Raw genomic sequence first — 15,817 nt, 5'->3', positions numbered from 1 at the left:
ATCACTCCATCAGCAAGGGCACGATATGCACCGCCAGCGCCAGGGCGATGCCCTGCAGCGTCGTGTAGTGCCAGATCAGTGCCGTATTGTCGAGCGTCGCACGGCTGTTCGGGCCCAGGCGGCCGCTCCAGGCGCGCGCCGCCAGATAAGGCCCGGCGATCGCAAGAATGATCACGTGCAGACCCTGGTAGCTTAGCAGCGCGGCGATCGTTGCGCTCCATGCAAGCGTGCGTGGCGCAAGACCGGCCAGTTGATAGCCATGCAGGTCGACCAGGAAGCTTGCTGCCACGCAGCCGGTGGCCGCCAGCGCCAGCCAGGGCAGGCGGCGTTTGCCGATGCTGCGCCCGGCCCACAGCATCAGGCCCGACCCCGCCACCAGCAGCGCGCTTGACAACATCGGCCAGCGCAGCGCCGGCAGACTGGCCGATGGCGGCGGACACACTTCCAGGCGCATCGAGATGTGGATATACGCGAAGACGAAGGAAGCGAAGATGGTCGCGTCGACCACCAGCATGATGATCGTCCCCCACCACGAGTGCGAGGCCGTGCCGCGCGCGCCGACCGGCAGCACCAGCGTATCGGACACCCGCGCCTCCAGGATCGGGGGCTTCCGGTCCGAGCCCCACAGCCAGGCCACGGTCGAGACGACCGCCGCGATGCCGCACGCCCAGGCCGTGACGTTCATTTTAGCCGTCAGCAGCAGGAAGAAACCCGCGGTGCCGGCCGCCGCGACAAACGGCAGCCAGCCGTCGGTCGGCAGGATCAGCAAATAGCTTGGCTTGCCGGCGATCGGGCTGGTGGCGATCGTTTCGCGCTGGCCGCTGGCGGTGCCGGGCAGGTAGTGCTGGCCGGCTTCCACCTGCTCGGCCAGATTCGGCTGGTCCCACAAGGGATCGGCGGACTTCACTTCCGGGATGCTGCGCGTGGCATACGCTTCCGTCGGCAGCCACTCGAGCGTCGCCGCATTCCACGGGTTGCCGACCGGGCGTTCGGGCCGGCGCAGCGTGCGCACGACGTCGATCAGGAACAGCAGCACGCCTGCCGCGAGGATAAAAGCGCCGAGTGTCGAGACCAGGTTCAGCCAATCCCAGCCCATCTCGGTCGGGTAGGTGTAGACCCGGCGCGGCATGCCGAGCAGGCCGGTGACGTGCATCGGGAAGAAGGCAATGTTAAAACCGCCGAACATCAGCCAGAATGTCCATTTCGCGACACGTTCCGATAAACGCTGCCCTTTGATCAGGGGCAGCCAGTAGTAGAGCGCCGCGAACACCGGGAACACCATGCCGCCGACCAGCACGTAATGCAGGTGGGCGACGATGAAATAGGTGTCGTGCGCCTGCCAGTCGAAGGGCAGCAGCGCCACCATCACCCCGGTCAGGCCGCCGAGCACGAAAATGAACATGAAGCCGCCCAGGAACAGGGCCGGCGCGTTCATCGTTACCTTGCCGCGCCAGAGCGTGGCGATCCAGCCGAAGACCTGGATGGCGGTCGGCACGGCCACCGCCATGCTGGCGGCCGAGACGAAACTCATCGTCATCACGCCCAGACCTGCCGTGAACATGTGGTGCGCCCACAGCGCAAAACTGAAGAAGCACACGGCGACCAGGGCCACGATGATCGCCTTGCGGCCGACCAGCGGCGTGCCGGCGATCGACGGGATCATCGTCGAGACCATGCCGGCGGCGGGCAGGAAGATGATGTACACCTCGGGGTGGCCGAAGAACCAGAACAGGTGTTGCCACAGGATCGGGTCGCCCCCGCGCTCGGCGATGAAGAAGGGCCAGTCAAAAGCGCGCTCCATTTCCAGCAGCGTGGTGCCGGCGATGATCGCCGGGAAAGCGAACACGATCATCACGGCCACGACCAGCATCGCCCAGGCGTAGACCGGCATGCGCGCGAGCGTCATGCCGGGCGCGCGCGTGAACAGGATGCCGACGATCAGTTCAATCGCACCGGCGATTGCCGAGATTTCGATGAAGCCGATCCCGAGCAGCCAGAAATCGGCATTGAGCCCGGGCGAATACTGTTTGCTCGTCAGCGGCGGGTACATGAACCAGCCGCCGTCGGGCGCCAGGCCGAAGAACAGCGTGCAGAAGAAGGCGAGCCCCCCGATCGCATACGCCCAGTAGGCATAGGCCGACAGGCGCGGGAAGGGCAGGTCGCGCGCGCCCAGCATGTTCGGCAGCAGGAAGACGGCGATGGCTTCGACAATCGGAATCGCAAACAGGAACATCATCACCGTGCCGTGCATGGTGAAGACCTGGTTGTAGACGGAAGCACTCAGCAAGGTATTCTCGGGCACGGCCAGCTGGGTGCGCATCATGAGGCCGAGGATCCCGGCCAGCAGGAAGAACAGCAGCGCGGTGCCGATGTACAAGAGGCCGATGCTGGTGTTGTCGACGCGGGTGACAAAGCGCCAGCCGGTCGGCCTGCGCCAGGGTTTTTCCAGCCGTTCCAGTTCGCCCGGAGGACGGGGCAGGGAGCTCGGCAACGAGCTGGGCAACGCGGCGGACACGTCGTCCAGGGTAGTGGTGGTGGTCATTTCAGCTGTTCAAGGTAGGCGGCCAGGGCTTGCAGCGTAGCCCCGTCGATGTCAGTAGCCGCCGGCATGCGCGCGCCGGGTTTGATGGCTTGCGGATCGGCGATCCAGCCGGCCAGCGTGCCGCGGTGGTTGCGCAGCGTGCCGGCGGCGATGTGCGTGCGCCCTCCGATGTGGGTCAGGTCCGGCCCCAGGCGTGCGCCTTCGGCCACGCCGCGGATCGTATGGCAGCTCTGGCAGCGCTGTTCGATGAAGGCGGCGCGTCCGCGTTCGACCAGGGCATCGGCCGGCGCCTTCGCCGGCTGCGCTTCATTGCGCAACCAGCGATCGAATTCCTCCGGCGCCAGCGCGATCACGTGCAAGGCCATGCGTGCATGCTGCTCGCCGCAGAACTCGGCGCACTGGCCGCGGTAGATGCCCGGTTTATCGGCATGCAGGGTCAGGCCCGTGACCCGCCCCGGTACGGTATCCATCTTGCCGTTCAGGGCCGGCACCCACAGGCTGTGGATCACGTCCGTCGAGGTCAGGCCGACATAGACCGGGCGGCCGGCCGGGATGCGGATCTCGTTGGCGCTGACGATTTGGCGCCCGCTTACCGGGTCGTGGTAGCGCACTTCCCACCACCACATCTTGGCAGTCACGCCGATGCTCATCGCGCCGCGCGAGGTCTGCGGCGTGAGCTCGGCGCTGCGCCAGGTGCTCCAGACCAGCAGCGCACTCAAGACCACGATCGGGAAGGCGATGCCGGCGCCGGCGATCCACCAGCGGGCCGAGACCGGCTGCGCATCGCGCCGCAGGCTCAGGATCATCAGCGCCATCACGGCGACAAAAATGACCGCGCCGCCGCCGAACAGGACCCAGGACAGCTGCGCGATGATGGCCGCGTCGGGACCGGCGGGGTGCAACACGGACTGCAGCGGCGCGCTCATCGCAGCGTCAGCAGATAGGCCGCCATGTGACGCGCTTCCTCGGGCGAGACGCCCAGGTCCGGCATGGCGGTGCCGGGTTTCACGGCTTGCGGGTTGTCGAGCCAGCGGGTGAGCTGTTGCGGTGTATTCGGGATGCCGCCGGCGATGTAGCTGCGCCGGCCGAACAGTTCCAGGGGCGGCCCGGCATTGCCGGCCGCGCCGGGCACTTCCGGAATCGCATGGCAGGCCGTGCACTGGTACTGCGCCATCAGGCGCTGGCCCTGGGCCGGATCGCCGCCGCTTACCTGGCGTGGCGCCGGCTGCTTCCCGCAGCCGGCCAGCAATGCCAGGCACATGCCGGCAACACAGAGCAGGCGGGCACGGCAGGGTGCCGGGGGAGGGAAGTGATTGCGCACAATTGAATCCGATGAAACCATAGGCTCTATATAATACAAGAGAAACAATATCATTTTTTCAATAGTGCGCACCCCTGCCAGCCACGACCGATGCCTTCGACCCGTACCCGCCTGATCCTGAAAACCGCCGTTGCCACCCTTGCGCTGGCGGGATTGGCGGCCGCCGCCGGCGGAGCCATCTTCCTGCGCGCCGGCTGGTATGACACCACCGCGACGTCGCAGCACCTGCAGCCGGTGTATTTGCTGCTGGAGCAGGGCATGCGTTACTCGGTGCGCAAGCACTCGGAAGACGTGGTCGTACCCGCGCTGGGCGCGCCGCAGCAGGTGATGCGCGGCGCCTTCGTCTACAACGCCCATTGCGTCCAGTGCCACGGCGGACCGGGCGCGGCCCAGGCCAAGATCGGGCAGAGCATGCAGCCGCTGCCCGGCCCCCTGATCGACGCAGGCGAGCACTGGCAGCCGCGCGAGCTGTACTGGATCACGAAGCACGGCATCAAGATGAGCGGGATGCCGGCCTGGCAGTTCCACCTGAGCGATGCCGACCTGTGGGCCGTGGTCGCCTTCATGGACGTGCTGCCGACACTGTCGGCGCGCGATTACGCACAGGCGACCGCGCCGCAGGCGACGCCGTCTGCGCCGGCCGCCGTCGGAGTTTCCCGATGAGCGCGCGCCTTCTCATCGGTGGCCTGGCGCTGGCGCTGCTGGCCGGCTGCGAGGGCAGGCCGGCGCCAACCGGCCTGCAGGGCGACCCGGCACGCGGGCGCATTGCGCTGGCCCAGCATGCCTGCCGCGCCTGCCACATGATTCCGGGTCTCACCGGCCCCGAGAGCTATGTCGGGCGTCCGCTGGTCGATCTCGCTGAACGTCGCTTCATCGCCGGCAAGCTGCCGAACACACAGGCCAACCTGGTGCGCTGGATCCGCGATCCAAAGTCGATCGACCCGCACACCGCAATGCCGGCGATGGGCGTGAGCGAACGCGATGCGCTGGACATGACTGCCTGGCTGCTGGCGCCGGAACAATGAGCGTCTAACGCTCCGGCTGGTATCATGCGAGCCCGCTGGATGCGCCATGGTGGCGCGCGCGAGGCAGATCAACAGGAGACAACATGAGATTGGTGCGCTATGGCCGCCCGGGCAAGGAAAAGCCGGGCCTGTTCGACGAAGAAGGGCGCCTGCGCGACCTGTCCGGCGTGGTCCATGATATCGATGGCACGGTGTTGAATGACCGCGCCCTGCGCAAACTCGCCAAGGTCGACGTCAAGACGCTGCCGCTGGTGCGCGGCAATCCGCGCCTGGGCGTGCCGGTCAGCCGCGTGGGCAAGTTCATCGGCATCGGCATGAACTATGCCGACCACGCCGCCGAGACGGGCGCCGCGGTACCGACCGAACCCGTCTTTTTCACCAAGGCGATCAGCTCCCTGAACGGCCCGGACGACCCGATCCAGCTGCCGCAGGGGTCGAAAAAGACCGACTGGGAAGTCGAACTCGGTGTCGTGATCGGCACCCGCGCCCAGTACGTGAGCGAAGAGGATGCCTTGACCTTCGTGGCCGGCTACTGCGTCGTAAACGACGTCTCCGAGCGCGCCTACCAGTTCGAGATGGGTTCGCAGTGGGACAAAGGCAAGGGCTGCGACACCTTCGGCCCGGTCGGCCCTTTCCTGGTCACACGCGACGAGGTGTTCGACGTGCAGGATCTCGACCTGTACCTGGAACTGAACGGCAAGCGCATGCAGACCGGGAACACGTCACAGATGATTTTCACGGTGGCGCAGCTGGTCAGCTATGTTTCGCGCTTCATGACGCTCGAGCCGGGCGACATCATCACCACCGGCACCCCGCCGGGTGTCGGGATGGGGCGTCAACCGCAGCGGTTCCTGAAAAAAGGCGACACGCTGCGGCTGGGGATTGCGGGCCTGGGTGAGCAGCAAACGGAAGTGGTGGCGTTTCCGAAGTGACGGCCTTTGTTGGGTGGCCCGGGTCACCCAACATGAATTATTTCAACAGCGCGGCATCGACCGCTTCCGCCAGCCGCGCCACGATCTCCGACAACTCGCTTGCCGTGACGATGAACGGCGGCGCCAACAAGATGTGATCCCCGCGCTGGCCGTCGATCGTTCCGCCCATCGGATACACCATCAGCCCGCGCGCCATTGCCTGCGCCTTGATCGCCGCATGCAGCTTGCGTTCCGGCGCGAAGGGTTCCTTGGTCGCGCGGTCGCGCACCAGTTCGATCCCGAGGAACAGCCCGCGCCCGCGAATGTCGCCCACATGGTCGTGCTTGCCGAAGACGTCGCCCAGCATGCGTTTGAGGGTCGCGCCGCGCCGCTGCACCTGGGCCAACAAGCCATCGCGCTCGATTACCTGCTGCACCGCCAGCGCGGCGGCGGCCGCCACCGGGTGGCCGATATAGGTATGGCCGTGCAGGAAGCTGCCGCTGCCCTGGCGCAGGCGCTCGACAATCGCGCCTTGCGCCAGCACCGCGCCGATCGGCTGGTAGCCGGCGCCCAGACCCTTGGCCACCGTGATGATGTCGGGCGCCACGCCATCCTGCTCGATCGCGTACATGGTGCCGGTGCGCCCCATCCCGCACATCACCTCGTCGGCGATGAACAGGATGCCGTGGCGGTCGCAGATGTCACGCACGCCTTTAAAATAGCCGGGCGTGGGTGGAATCGCGCCGCCGGTGGCGCCGACCACCGGTTCGGCCACGAAACCGATGACCTTCTCCGGCCCGGCTTTCATGATCGCCGTCTCGAGTTCGTCGAGGAGAAGCGCCGTGTACTCGTCGACGCTCTGGCGCTCGGCGCGGCCGCGGTATTCGTAGCAGGGGGCCACGCGCGGCACCTCCATCAGCAGCGGCGCGAAGGGTTGACGGCGCCATTCGTTGCCGCCGACGGCCAGCGCGCCCAGCGTGTTGCCGTGATAGCTCTGGCGCCGCGCGATGAACAGCGACCGTCCTTCTTCGCCGCCTTCGACGAAATACTGGCGCGCCAGCTTCAGCGCCGTCTCCATCGCTTCGGAGCCGCCCGACACCAGGTAGACTGCTTCGATGCCCTTCGGTGAGCGCGCCGCCAGCGTGGCGGCCAGTTCTTCCGCCACCTCGGTGGTGAAGAAAGCCGTGTGCGCGTAGGCGCAGCGGTCGATCTGGCGGTGCATGGCGGCGATCACGTCCGGATGGCCGTGCCCGAGCGAGGACACGGCCGCGCCGCCGCTGGCATCGAGGTAGGCGTGTCCAGCACTGTCGAAAACCGTAATACCCGATGCGCGCACCGCGATCGGCGGCGTCTGGCGCAAGCTGCGATGGATGATGAAGCTCATGAATTTCCCTCCAGCAAAAGTTGACGGTTGACAATAAGCTTCTCGGCGCCGGATTCCTTTGATCTTTGACGGAAGCTGTGCGAATATTTTTCCGGTCAGACACTTCTGCGACGCCGACCATGACCGACCGTCTTCGCCCCATTCCACCCGACCAGATGACCGAGGCCCAGCGCCGCGCCGCCCAGGCGGTCATTGAAGGCCCGCGCGGCGCGCTGTACGGCCCGTTTGTCCCGCTGCTGCGCAGTCCGGAGCTGCTGGAAAACGCGCAACGCATGGGCGAGTACCTGCGCTACCGCAGCGCGATCGGGGTCAGGCTGTCGGAACTGGCGATCCTGGTCACGGCGCGCCAGTGGAACCAGGGTGTCGAGTGGGCGATCCACGCGCCGATCGCGGCGCAGGTGGGCGTGCCGCCAGACGTGATCAATGCGATCGCGCGGCGCGCGCGGCCCGAAGGGATGCTGGTGGACGAATCGGTGGTGCACGACTTTTGCATCGAGCTGCACCAGAACAAGGAAGTTTCGGACCGGACCTATGCCGACGCGGTCGCGCTGTTCGGCGAACAGGGCGTGGTCGATTTGATGGGATTGAACGGCTACTACACGTTGTTGGCGATGGTGATGAACACGGCGCGCACTGCAGTGCCCGTATCGAGCGCGGCGCCGCTACCGGAGTAGCGGTGCCGTCCGGCATTACGCCAGCGCTTCCTTCGCCGCCTCTTCCGGCGTCAAGCCGTCATAGAACAGATCGGTGAACCACTCGACCTCTTCCTCGATATGGTCCTGCGCCTGTTTTTGCGTGGCGCCCCCGGCAACCAGATGTCCTTCGACCTCGATGCACCAGTTAATCAGCGCCATCGTTTCTTCGTCGAGCTGCTCTTCCTTCTTGGCCATCATGACCTCCATGTAAAACGGGAGCCGAGGCTCCCGCGGTTGAGGCGTTAAGCCAGTACCCTCTTCAGCCAGGCTGAAATGTCCTGCACTTCCTCGCCGCAGAGCGAATGCTGCATCGGATATTCGTGCCACTCGATCGTATAACCAAGGCCGGTCAGGACGTCGCGCGACTGCTCCGCGCGGACGAACGGCACCACGTGATCCTGGCGGCCGTGCGCCATGAAGATCGGGGTGTCGATGCTTTCCTCGGTGCGCTCGTGCGTCACTTTTTCGTTCAGCGGCAGGTAGCCCGACAGGCAGAGCATGCCGGCCAGCTTTTCCGGGTGGCGCAGGCCGGTCTGGAGCGTCATCGCGCAGCCTTGCGAGAAGCCGGCCAGGATGATGCGCGAAGCCGGGATGCCGCGCGCCTTTTCGCGGGCGATCAGGGCTTCGACGTCGCGCTGCGAGTCGCGCAGGCCGCCCTCGTCTTCACGGCGCGTGAGGTCCGCGACGCTGATGTCGTACCAGGCGCGCATGATGTAGCCGCCGTTGATCGTCACCGGAATCTGTTTCGCGTGCGGGAAGACGAAGCGGATGCCAGGCAAGCCCTTCAAATCGAGCTCGCGCACCAACGGCACGAAGTCATTGCCGTCGGCGCCCAGGCCGTGCAGCCAGATGACCGCGATCGTCGGATTCGGCGCGGTTTCGATTTCGATGTTTTGCAGCAGATCGCTCATGCGTTGTCCTGGGTTGAGGCCGGACGCTGGGCCGATTTTGGGCGCCAGGCAACCGTCACAGCCGGATTGGTTTCCATATACGGGCCGCCGATCAGGTCGATGCAGTAGGGGACGGCAGCAAAAATACCGCCGGCGATGACGTTCCCGTCCGCGTCCTTCAGCCCTTCCAGCGTTTCCTTGATCGCCTTCGGCTGGCCGGGCAGGTTCATGATCAGCGCCGCGTGGGTCGCGCTCTCGCGGATCACGGCGACCTGGCGCGACAGGATCGCGGTCGGCACGAAGCGCAGGCTGATCTGGCGCATCTGCTCGCCGAAGCCCGGCATTTCCTTGGTGCCGACGGCGAGCGTCGCCTCGGGCGTAACATCGCGCCGCGCAGGTCCCGTGCCGCCGGTGGTCAAGACCAGGTGGCAGCCGCTGACATCGACCAGTTCGACCAGGGTCTTCTCGATTTGCGTGCGCTCGTCGGCAATCAAACGCGGCTCGATCCGGTAGGGCGTCGTGATGGCCGAAGCGATCCAGTCCTGCAGCGCAGGAATGCCCTTGTCCTCGTAGACGCCGCCGCTGGCGCGGTCCGAGACCGACACCAGGCCGATGACCAGCTCCGCAAGCGGGGGATTAGTCGTCTGCTGGTTCATCGTCTTCCGATTCGTCGTCGCTTGGCGCAGCCTTGCTCTTCTTGCTCAAGTCCTTCAGGATCTGGAACAGTTCGCGGAAAGCCTTCGGCGGCTTCGATTCGGCCTGCTCCTTGCGCGCGTTGCGGATCAGCGTGCGCAGGTGCTGCACGTCGAGTTCCGGGTTCTCTTCGAGCAGCTGAGTCAAGGCTTTGTCGTCGGTGAGGAGCTTGTCGCGGCGGCGCTCGAGCGCGTGCAGCGCGGCCGTCTCGGCCTTAGAGGCGCCTTTCCAGCTGTCGATGGTGCGCTGGATGACGGCCACTTCCTCTTCGGTCAGGGTGCGCATCTTCTTGCCGACGAATTGCAGCTGGCGGCGCCGTCCTTCGTGGTTCGTGATGGTCTGGCACATCAGGATGGCGTCCTTGACGTCTTCCGGCATCGGCACGCGTTTGACGCGGTCGCGCGGCTCGGCAACGAGTTGCGCGCCGAGTTTTTGCAACTCGTCCATCTGGCGCTTGAGCTCAGATTTGGAAGGGCGATCGTATTCTTGCTCGAACTCGTTGGACTGGAAGCCCACCGAGCCGCGGTTTGGATTTGGCATGATATTGAATGATCCGATTGGCGCTGAGCCGATCAGTAAAAACAGTAAACGGCTGCTATGATAACTGTTTTAGGGCTCGCACAAAAAAACTCGATATGAACAGCTCCGTTTTCACCCACACCCAGGACCAGTTGAAAGAACTGGCCAAGAGCATGCTCTCGTTTGCCCAGGAACAGGGCGCGACCGATGCCTCGGTCGAAATCAGCGAGGGTAGCGGACTGTCGGTGTCGGTACGTCGCGGCAAGATCGAAACCATCGAGCAGAACAAGGACAAGGGCATCGGCATCACCGTCTACGCCGGCCAGCGCCGCGGCAACGCCAGCACTTCCGACTTCTCCGAAGCCTCGCTGCGCGCCACGGTGGAGGCGGCCTGGAACATCGCCCGCTTTACCGCCGAGGACGACGCGGCCGGCCTGCCCGACGCCGACATGCTCGAGATGAACCCGCGCGACCTGCGCCTGTGCTACCCGTGGCAGATCTCCACCGAAGAAGCGGTCGAACTGGCGCAGCGCTGCGAGAACGCGGCCTTCGAAGTCGACCGCCGCATCACCAACAGCGAAGGCGCCAGCGTCTACGTGCAGCAGTCGCATTTCGTCGCCGCCAACTCGCGCGGCTTCATCGGCGGCTATCCGTTCTCGCGCCACACGATGTCGATTGCGCCGATTGCGGGTAAAGGCAACAAGATGCAGCGCGACGACTGGTACACCTCGGCGCGCGACCCGAAAAAGCTGGCCAAACCCGAAGCGGTGGGCCGCTACGCCGCCGAGCGTGCATTGGCGCGCCTGAATGCACGCAAGCTCGATACGCTGACCTGCCCGGTACTGTTCGAAGCGCCGCTGGCCGCCGGCCTGCTCGGCGCGTTCGTGCAGGCGGTGTCCGGCGGCGCGCTCTACCGCAAATCGACTTTTCTCCTCGATACGCTCGGCAAGCAGGTCTTCCCGCGCCATATCCAGGTCATGGAAGACCCGCACGTGATCGGCGAAGCCGGCTCTTCCCCCTTCGACGAAGAAGGCGTGCGCACCGTGCGCCGCAAGGTGATCGACAGTGGCGTGCTGCAGGGGTACTTCCTCGGCTCGTATTCGGCCCGCAAGCTCGGCATGAAAACCACGGGTAACGCCGGCGGCGCCCACAATCTCACGATCACCTCCGACGAAACGAAGCTGGCCGACGATTTCGAAGGCATGCTGCGCAAGATGGGCACCGGCCTCCTGGTCACGGAACTGATGGGGCAGGGCGTGAACTACGTCACCGGCGACTATTCGCGCGGCGCTTCGGGCTACTGGGTCGAGAACGGCGTCATTCAGTACCCGGTCGAGGAAATCACGATCGCAGGGAATATGCGCGAGATGTTCCAGCAGATCGTCGGCATCGGCAACGACGTGCTCGCGCGCGGCAGTAAATCGACGGGCTCGATCCTGATCGAGAAGATGGTCGTCGCAGGTAATTGAATCAAACAAGGAATAGCATGAGCAAGTTCATTCGCATCGACAAAGAAAACAACCCGAAGAAGGCGGTGCTGCTGAACCTCGACCTGGTGGCATCGGTCGAACTGTCGCCCCAGTCCGATTTGCTGAGTTCAGCCGACGAAAAGCGTGTCTACCTCAGCTGCCTGGCGCACGACAAGACGGTGATCGCCACCGTGCACTTCGACACCGTCGAAGATGCGCATGCGTGGGTGGAAAAGAACCTGGGCGTGCAGCTGTAAGCGGCAGCATCAGCGCAATGGCCGCCAACAAGACGCAGCCGACTCCCGCCGACGCGCAGGCGTATCTGGGTGCGATCGAAGATCCGGTACGCCGCGCCGACTGCCTGGCCCTGGCCGGTTTGATGGAGCGGGTCACGGGCCAGCCGCCGGTCATGTGGGGCGCGGCCATCGTCGGTTTCGGCAGCTATCACTACCGCTACGCCAGCGGGCGCGAAGGCGACGCCCCCCTGGTCGGCTTTTCTTCGCGCAAGGGCGACATCAGCATTTACCTGAGCGGCTTCGAGGAGCGAGAAGCGCTGCTGGCCAAGCTCGGCCGGCACAAGATCGGCAAGGCCTGCCTGTATGTGCGCACCCTGGCCGAGGTCGACCTCGCCGTCCTCGAACAACTGGTGCGCGAATCGATCGCCACCACTGCAGCGCTCTACGGCGGCGCTTGACCGGCGTCCGCCTCGCCATCCATCTTCTGCAAGGCGCGCTCCACGGTTGCCGCCAGCTCCGCCAGTTGAAACGGTTTGCGCAGCAGCATGTCGTCCCCGATCACCTGTTCGATCGCCTTCATGTCGGCATAGCCGGTAGCGATGATCATCGGTACGCCCGGCAGCTCCGCGCGTGCAACCAGTACCAGTTCGGCGCCGGTCATGCCCGGCATCAGGTAATCGGTGATGATCAGGTCGGGGCGCGCACGCTGCAGTTCGAGCAGGCCCGCTTCGCCGTTCGATGCCTGCGCCACGGTATGGCCGAGCGCCTCCAGCGATTCGACCATCGATTCGCGCACGAAATTGTCGTCCTCGACCACCAGGATGCGTACGCCCGCGCGGGCCGCGGCAGCAGGCGCCGGAACCGCCGCAGGCTGCAAGTCGGCGTCGGCGCCGGCGGCGCGCAGCCAGATCTCCACCGTCGTGCCGACGCCTTGTTCGCTCAGGATGCGCGCCGCCCCGCCCGATTGCTGGGCCATGCCGTAGACCTGGGAGAGACCCAGGCCGGTCCCCTTGCCGACGCCCTTGGTGGTGAAGAAGGGTTCGAACACGCGTGCGGCCACTTCCGGCGGCATGCCTTCGCCGCTGTCGGTGACGGCGATGCGCACGTAGTCGCCGGGAGGCAGGAGCCCGGCCGGGGGCAGGGCGAGGCCCGCATGGAAGCGCAGTTCGCCGCCGCCATCCATGGCGTCGCGCGCATTGATCGCCAGGTTCAGGAGCGCCATCTCCATCTGGTTCATGTCGGCCATGATGTTGGCGGTGTCGAGCTCGACCTCGAATGCCAGGCGGATGCTCGAGCCGAGCGAGGTGGACACCAGTTCGCGCACGCCTTCGAACAGGGTGTTCACGTCGAGCGGGCGCAAATCGAGGCTCTGGTTGCGCGAGAAGGCCAGCAGCTGGCTGGTGAGCTTGCCGCCGCGCTGGCAGGCCCGGCGCGCCACTTCGGCGCGTTGTTTCGCCACCTCGTCCTTCGACATCATGAGGATCAGGTCCATGCTGCCCTGGACCACGTTGAGCAGGTTGTTGAAATCGTGGGCGATACCGCCGGTCAGGCGCCCGACCGCTTCCATCTTCTGGAACTGGACCATTGCCTGCTGCACGCGCTCGCGCTCGATCACCTCGTTCATCAGGCGGTCGTTGGCCTGGGCCAGCGCGCGGGTACGCTCCTCGATGCGCAGTTCCAGCGTTTCGTTCAGGTGCACCAGCGCTTCCTGGCTCTGGCGCAGGCTTTCGGCGGTGCGCTCGCGATCGAGCAGCACGTCGCGTGCCTGGTACTGGCGGCGGCGCGCGCGCAACACCGACATGGCGGCGCTGCGCAGTGTCTGCGCGTTCAGCGGGCGCTCGAGCAGGATCACGTTGCCGAGTTCCCCCAGGCGCGCCCTGGCGCCGTCGGCGGGCGGCCCGCTGACCCGGGTAAGCAGCACGACGAAAGGAAAATCCGACCAGTGTTCCTGGGCCTCGAGCCAGGCGCGCAGGCGCGCCAGGTCGATGCTTTCCAGGGCTTCCTCGGCGACGATGGCAGCCCCCGCGCCGGCGGCAATGCTGGCGGCGAATTCGTCGACGGTGTTGACGGTGTCGCAGGCGAAGCCGTCCTGGGTCAGCACCGAACACATGACCTGCGCATCGCGCCCATGGGGCGCGAAGATCAGGATGCGCTCTTCCAGCGATTTACTCGGCTGCATGCGGACGGGAGACCATCATCTTGGTCGAACCGTGGTAATTGGGCAGGCCGCTGAGCACGCCCTGGAAGCCTTCGAGCGGCTCACCGATGCGCACCCCGTCGGAGCCCAGCTGCAGTTCGTGAATGGTCATTGCATGGCTGGCGGCGCGGCTCTTCATGACGGTGATGGCGCGGCGCAGGCGGCCATTCGCTTCAAAAAAGCGCAGCAGCACCGTGGTGTCGGCCAGGTAGCTCAGGTCGACGTCGGAGCGCACTTCACCGATCAGGCCATGCTGGCCGAGCACCAGCAAGGTGGTGACGCCCTGCTGGTTCAGGTAGGACAGCAGCTCGTGCATCTGCAGCATCAGGTATTGCTCGCCCGGCATCGCCTGCAGGTAGGCATTCAGGCTGTCGATGACGATGAAGCTCACCTGGCGCTGCTCGACCTCGTCGCGCAGCATTTGCGCGAATTCGCCCGGCGACAGTTCGGCCGGGTCGATGTGGTGGATGCGCAACTGGCCATTCGCGGCGAAGGCGCGCAGGTCGATGCCCAGCGCTGTCGTGCGGGCGAAAAAGGTGCCCAGGCCCTCGTCGAACAGGTAGTACGAGGCCTTTTCGCCGCGCTCGAGGGCCGACAGCAGGCAGCGTGCCGAGAGCGTGCTCTTGCCGATGCCGGACGGGCCGACGACGAGCATGTTGGTGCCGCTGACCATTCCGCCGCCCAGCAGCTGGTCCATGCCTGCCGATCCGGTGGAGCGCATCTGCGGCACGAAGTCGAGCCTGTGCTCGGCCGCGACCAGGCGCGGGTACATCGTGATGCCGCCCGTTTTCAGTGCATAGTCGTGGTAGCCGCCGCGAAAGTGGATGCCGCGCATCTTGATGATGTTGACGCGGCGGCGCTGCTTGCCGAAGTCCTTGGTGATCTGATCGAGGCTGATCACGCCGTGGACGATGCTGTGCAGGTGCTGGTCGGAGGTACTGGTTTTGTCGTCGAGCAGGAGCACGGTACAGTGTCGGGAGCCAAAAAAATGTTTCAGCGCCAGGATCTGGCGCCGGTAGCGCAAGGGATTTTGCGCCAGCAGGCGCATTTCCGACAGGCTGTCGAATACCAGGCGCACCGGTTTCACCTCGTCGACGTGCTTCATCACGTTGCGCGTCGTCTCGCCGAGTTCGATTTCGGACGGGTGGAATACCGACTGCTGGGCGTCGAGGTCGAGCGCCTCGTCGCCGGCCAGCTCGAACAGCGAGAGCGCATCGAGCGACCAGCCGTGCGTCGCCGCCACGGCGCGCAATTCCTCGGACGTTTCGGACAGGGTGATATACACGCCGCAGTCCCCTTTGGCGGCGCCGTCGAGCAGGAACTGCAGGCCGAGCGTGGTCTTGCCGGAGCCGGGCGAACCCTCGACCAGGTAGATACGCTGCGGCGTCAGGCCGCCACCGAGGATGTCGTCGAGACCGGCGACGCCGGTCGACATGCGCGGGACGGGATTCGATTCTGCGGTGCGGAGGGAAGCTGGAGAGTTCATGGGCACGGCCTATCGGTTGACCGGGGCGACTGCTGCTGCATGGCGGCGGACGCCGTCGCAAGCCCGACCGGATGTTGGTAGCGTTGCCGACGTTCGCGACAGTGCTGATGAACTTATTATAATGCTATTTTTCCATGCTTTAATGTGCGCTCGGGCACGCTCAGACAGCTTCGATGCGGCTCAGGCGCTGGCCGTAAATACCCCAGCTGACATCTTCCCCGTCGACCCGACCGCGCAGGGCCCAGCCGGTGCCGATCTTTTCGACGCTGATGGGGGTCTCGAGTTCCTTGGCGACTTTTTCGGCCCACATGGTGGCCGAGCCCTGGCCTTTGAAGAGTTCCTGGCCATTGTAGATGACGGTGGCGTCGAAGACGGAGGCGGAGAAGATGGTCATGGTGCGTGTTCTTTCTGGGATGAGACAACGCCCCGGCTGGCGGGGCGTTCGTACT

At 65.5% G+C, this 15,817-nt stretch carries 18 protein-coding genes; 7 read left to right on the top strand and 11 right to left on the bottom strand.

Going from position 1 to position 15,817, the window contains the following annotated elements:
• Position 1: 1 nt before the first annotated feature.
• From ctaD to ACHAC9_RS05080, 3 genes are read right to left on the bottom strand one after another with little or no spacing between them, the layout of a single operon-like run.
• Positions 2 to 2,542, bottom strand: coding sequence for a cytochrome c oxidase subunit I (gene ctaD / locus ACHAC9_RS05090; RefSeq protein ID WP_435757776.1), 2,541 nt, complete (start codon positions 2,540 to 2,542; stop codon positions 2 to 4).
• A complete protein-coding gene (gene coxB / locus ACHAC9_RS05085) occupies positions 2,539 to 3,468 on the bottom strand; it encodes a cytochrome c oxidase subunit II (RefSeq protein WP_435757774.1) in 930 nt (309 codons plus the stop codon). Before coxB ends, ctaD begins: the two co-directional genes overlap by 4 nt.
• A complete protein-coding gene (locus ACHAC9_RS05080; RefSeq protein ID WP_435757773.1) occupies positions 3,465 to 3,863 on the bottom strand; it encodes a c-type cytochrome in 399 nt (132 codons plus the stop codon). The genes coxB and ACHAC9_RS05080 overlap by 4 nt, the downstream gene beginning before the upstream one ends.
• A 90-nt stretch (positions 3,864 to 3,953) precedes the next feature.
• Between ACHAC9_RS05080 and ACHAC9_RS05075 the strand changes: the two genes are divergently transcribed.
• The 3 genes from ACHAC9_RS05075 (at position 3,954) to ACHAC9_RS05065 (ending at position 5,820) form a co-directional block, all read left to right on the top strand.
• Positions 3,954 to 4,526 (top strand): c-type cytochrome, encoded by a 573-nt coding sequence (locus ACHAC9_RS05075; protein WP_435757771.1) that lies wholly within the window; start codon positions 3,954 to 3,956, stop codon positions 4,524 to 4,526.
• Positions 4,523 to 4,888 carry a c-type cytochrome gene (locus ACHAC9_RS05070; protein WP_435757769.1) on the top strand — a complete coding sequence of 122 codons (366 nt, stop codon included), beginning with the start codon at positions 4,523 to 4,525 and terminating at the stop codon, positions 4,886 to 4,888. Before ACHAC9_RS05075 ends, ACHAC9_RS05070 begins: the two co-directional genes overlap by 4 nt.
• Before the next feature lie 83 nt (positions 4,889 to 4,971).
• Positions 4,972 to 5,820, top strand: coding sequence for a fumarylacetoacetate hydrolase family protein (locus ACHAC9_RS05065; protein ID WP_435757767.1), 849 nt, complete (start codon positions 4,972 to 4,974; stop codon positions 5,818 to 5,820).
• Between the two features lie 37 nt (positions 5,821 to 5,857).
• Here ACHAC9_RS05065 and ACHAC9_RS05060 read toward each other — a convergent pair whose 3' ends face one another.
• Positions 5,858 to 7,183, bottom strand: a complete 1,326-nt coding sequence (locus tag ACHAC9_RS05060) for an aspartate aminotransferase family protein (RefSeq protein WP_435757766.1) — start codon at positions 7,181 to 7,183, stop codon at positions 5,858 to 5,860.
• Positions 7,184 to 7,302: 119 nt separating this feature from the next.
• Between ACHAC9_RS05060 and ACHAC9_RS05055 the strand changes: the two genes are divergently transcribed.
• The gene (locus ACHAC9_RS05055; RefSeq protein ID WP_435757764.1) at positions 7,303 to 7,857 is read left to right on the top strand and encodes a carboxymuconolactone decarboxylase family protein; all 555 of its coding nucleotides are present in this window, start codon (positions 7,303 to 7,305) and stop codon (positions 7,855 to 7,857) included.
• 15 nt (positions 7,858 to 7,872) lie between these two features.
• Here the strand turns inward: ACHAC9_RS05055 and ACHAC9_RS05050 are convergent, their stop codons facing one another.
• The 4 genes from ACHAC9_RS05050 to yjgA are packed head-to-tail and all read right to left on the bottom strand — an operon-like array spanning position 7,873 to position 10,001.
• The gene (locus ACHAC9_RS05050; RefSeq protein WP_435758095.1) at positions 7,873 to 8,073 is read right to left on the bottom strand and encodes a hypothetical protein; all 201 of its coding nucleotides are present in this window, start codon (positions 8,071 to 8,073) and stop codon (positions 7,873 to 7,875) included.
• A gap of 47 nt (positions 8,074 to 8,120) precedes the next feature.
• Complete coding sequence (locus ACHAC9_RS05045; protein WP_435757762.1) at positions 8,121 to 8,789, bottom strand: alpha/beta hydrolase; 669 nt, start codon at positions 8,787 to 8,789, stop codon at positions 8,121 to 8,123.
• On the bottom strand, positions 8,786 to 9,424 hold the full coding sequence (mog, locus tag ACHAC9_RS05040) for a molybdopterin adenylyltransferase (protein ID WP_435757760.1): 639 nt from the start codon (positions 9,422 to 9,424) through the stop codon (positions 8,786 to 8,788). The genes ACHAC9_RS05045 and mog overlap by 4 nt, the downstream gene beginning before the upstream one ends.
• Positions 9,405 to 10,001, bottom strand: a complete 597-nt coding sequence (yjgA, locus tag ACHAC9_RS05035) for a ribosome biogenesis factor YjgA (RefSeq protein WP_435757758.1) — start codon at positions 9,999 to 10,001, stop codon at positions 9,405 to 9,407. Before yjgA ends, mog begins: the two co-directional genes overlap by 20 nt.
• Positions 10,002 to 10,096: 95 nt before the next feature.
• Here yjgA and pmbA point away from each other — a divergent pair, with 95 nt between their 5' ends.
• The 3 genes from pmbA to ACHAC9_RS05020 are packed head-to-tail and all read left to right on the top strand — an operon-like array spanning position 10,097 to position 12,143.
• Complete coding sequence (gene pmbA, locus ACHAC9_RS05030; protein ID WP_435757756.1) at positions 10,097 to 11,449, top strand: metalloprotease PmbA; 1,353 nt, start codon at positions 10,097 to 10,099, stop codon at positions 11,447 to 11,449.
• Between the two features lie 17 nt (positions 11,450 to 11,466).
• Positions 11,467 to 11,706 (top strand): hypothetical protein, encoded by a 240-nt coding sequence (locus tag ACHAC9_RS05025; RefSeq protein ID WP_435757754.1) that lies wholly within the window; start codon positions 11,467 to 11,469, stop codon positions 11,704 to 11,706.
• A gap of 17 nt (positions 11,707 to 11,723) precedes the next feature.
• Positions 11,724 to 12,143 carry a DUF1801 domain-containing protein gene (locus ACHAC9_RS05020; protein ID WP_435757752.1) on the top strand — a complete coding sequence of 140 codons (420 nt, stop codon included), beginning with the start codon at positions 11,724 to 11,726 and terminating at the stop codon, positions 12,141 to 12,143.
• On the opposite strand, the gene ACHAC9_RS05015 is transcribed toward ACHAC9_RS05020, so the two are convergent.
• The 3 genes from ACHAC9_RS05015 to ACHAC9_RS05005 all read right to left on the bottom strand — a co-directional run bounded on the left by ACHAC9_RS05015 (position 12,128) and on the right by ACHAC9_RS05005 (position 15,762).
• A complete protein-coding gene (locus ACHAC9_RS05015) occupies positions 12,128 to 13,864 on the bottom strand; it encodes a response regulator (protein ID WP_435757750.1) in 1,737 nt (578 codons plus the stop codon). The two genes, ACHAC9_RS05020 and ACHAC9_RS05015, sit on opposite strands and share 16 nt — an antisense overlap.
• Positions 13,851 to 15,368 carry an ATPase domain-containing protein gene (locus ACHAC9_RS05010; RefSeq protein ID WP_435757748.1) on the bottom strand — a complete coding sequence of 506 codons (1,518 nt, stop codon included), beginning with the start codon at positions 15,366 to 15,368 and terminating at the stop codon, positions 13,851 to 13,853. Before ACHAC9_RS05010 ends, ACHAC9_RS05015 begins: the two co-directional genes overlap by 14 nt.
• Positions 15,369 to 15,528: 160 nt before the next feature.
• Positions 15,529 to 15,762, bottom strand: a complete 234-nt coding sequence (locus tag ACHAC9_RS05005) for a hypothetical protein (protein WP_435757746.1) — start codon at positions 15,760 to 15,762, stop codon at positions 15,529 to 15,531.
• Between the last annotated feature and the right edge of the window lie 55 nt (positions 15,763 to 15,817).

This window comes from Massilia sp. CMS3.1, assembly GCF_051262535.1.
Lineage (GTDB): Bacteria > Pseudomonadota > Gammaproteobacteria > Burkholderiales > Burkholderiaceae_D > Telluria.
This window is presented reverse-complemented; position numbering and strand designations above follow the sequence as displayed.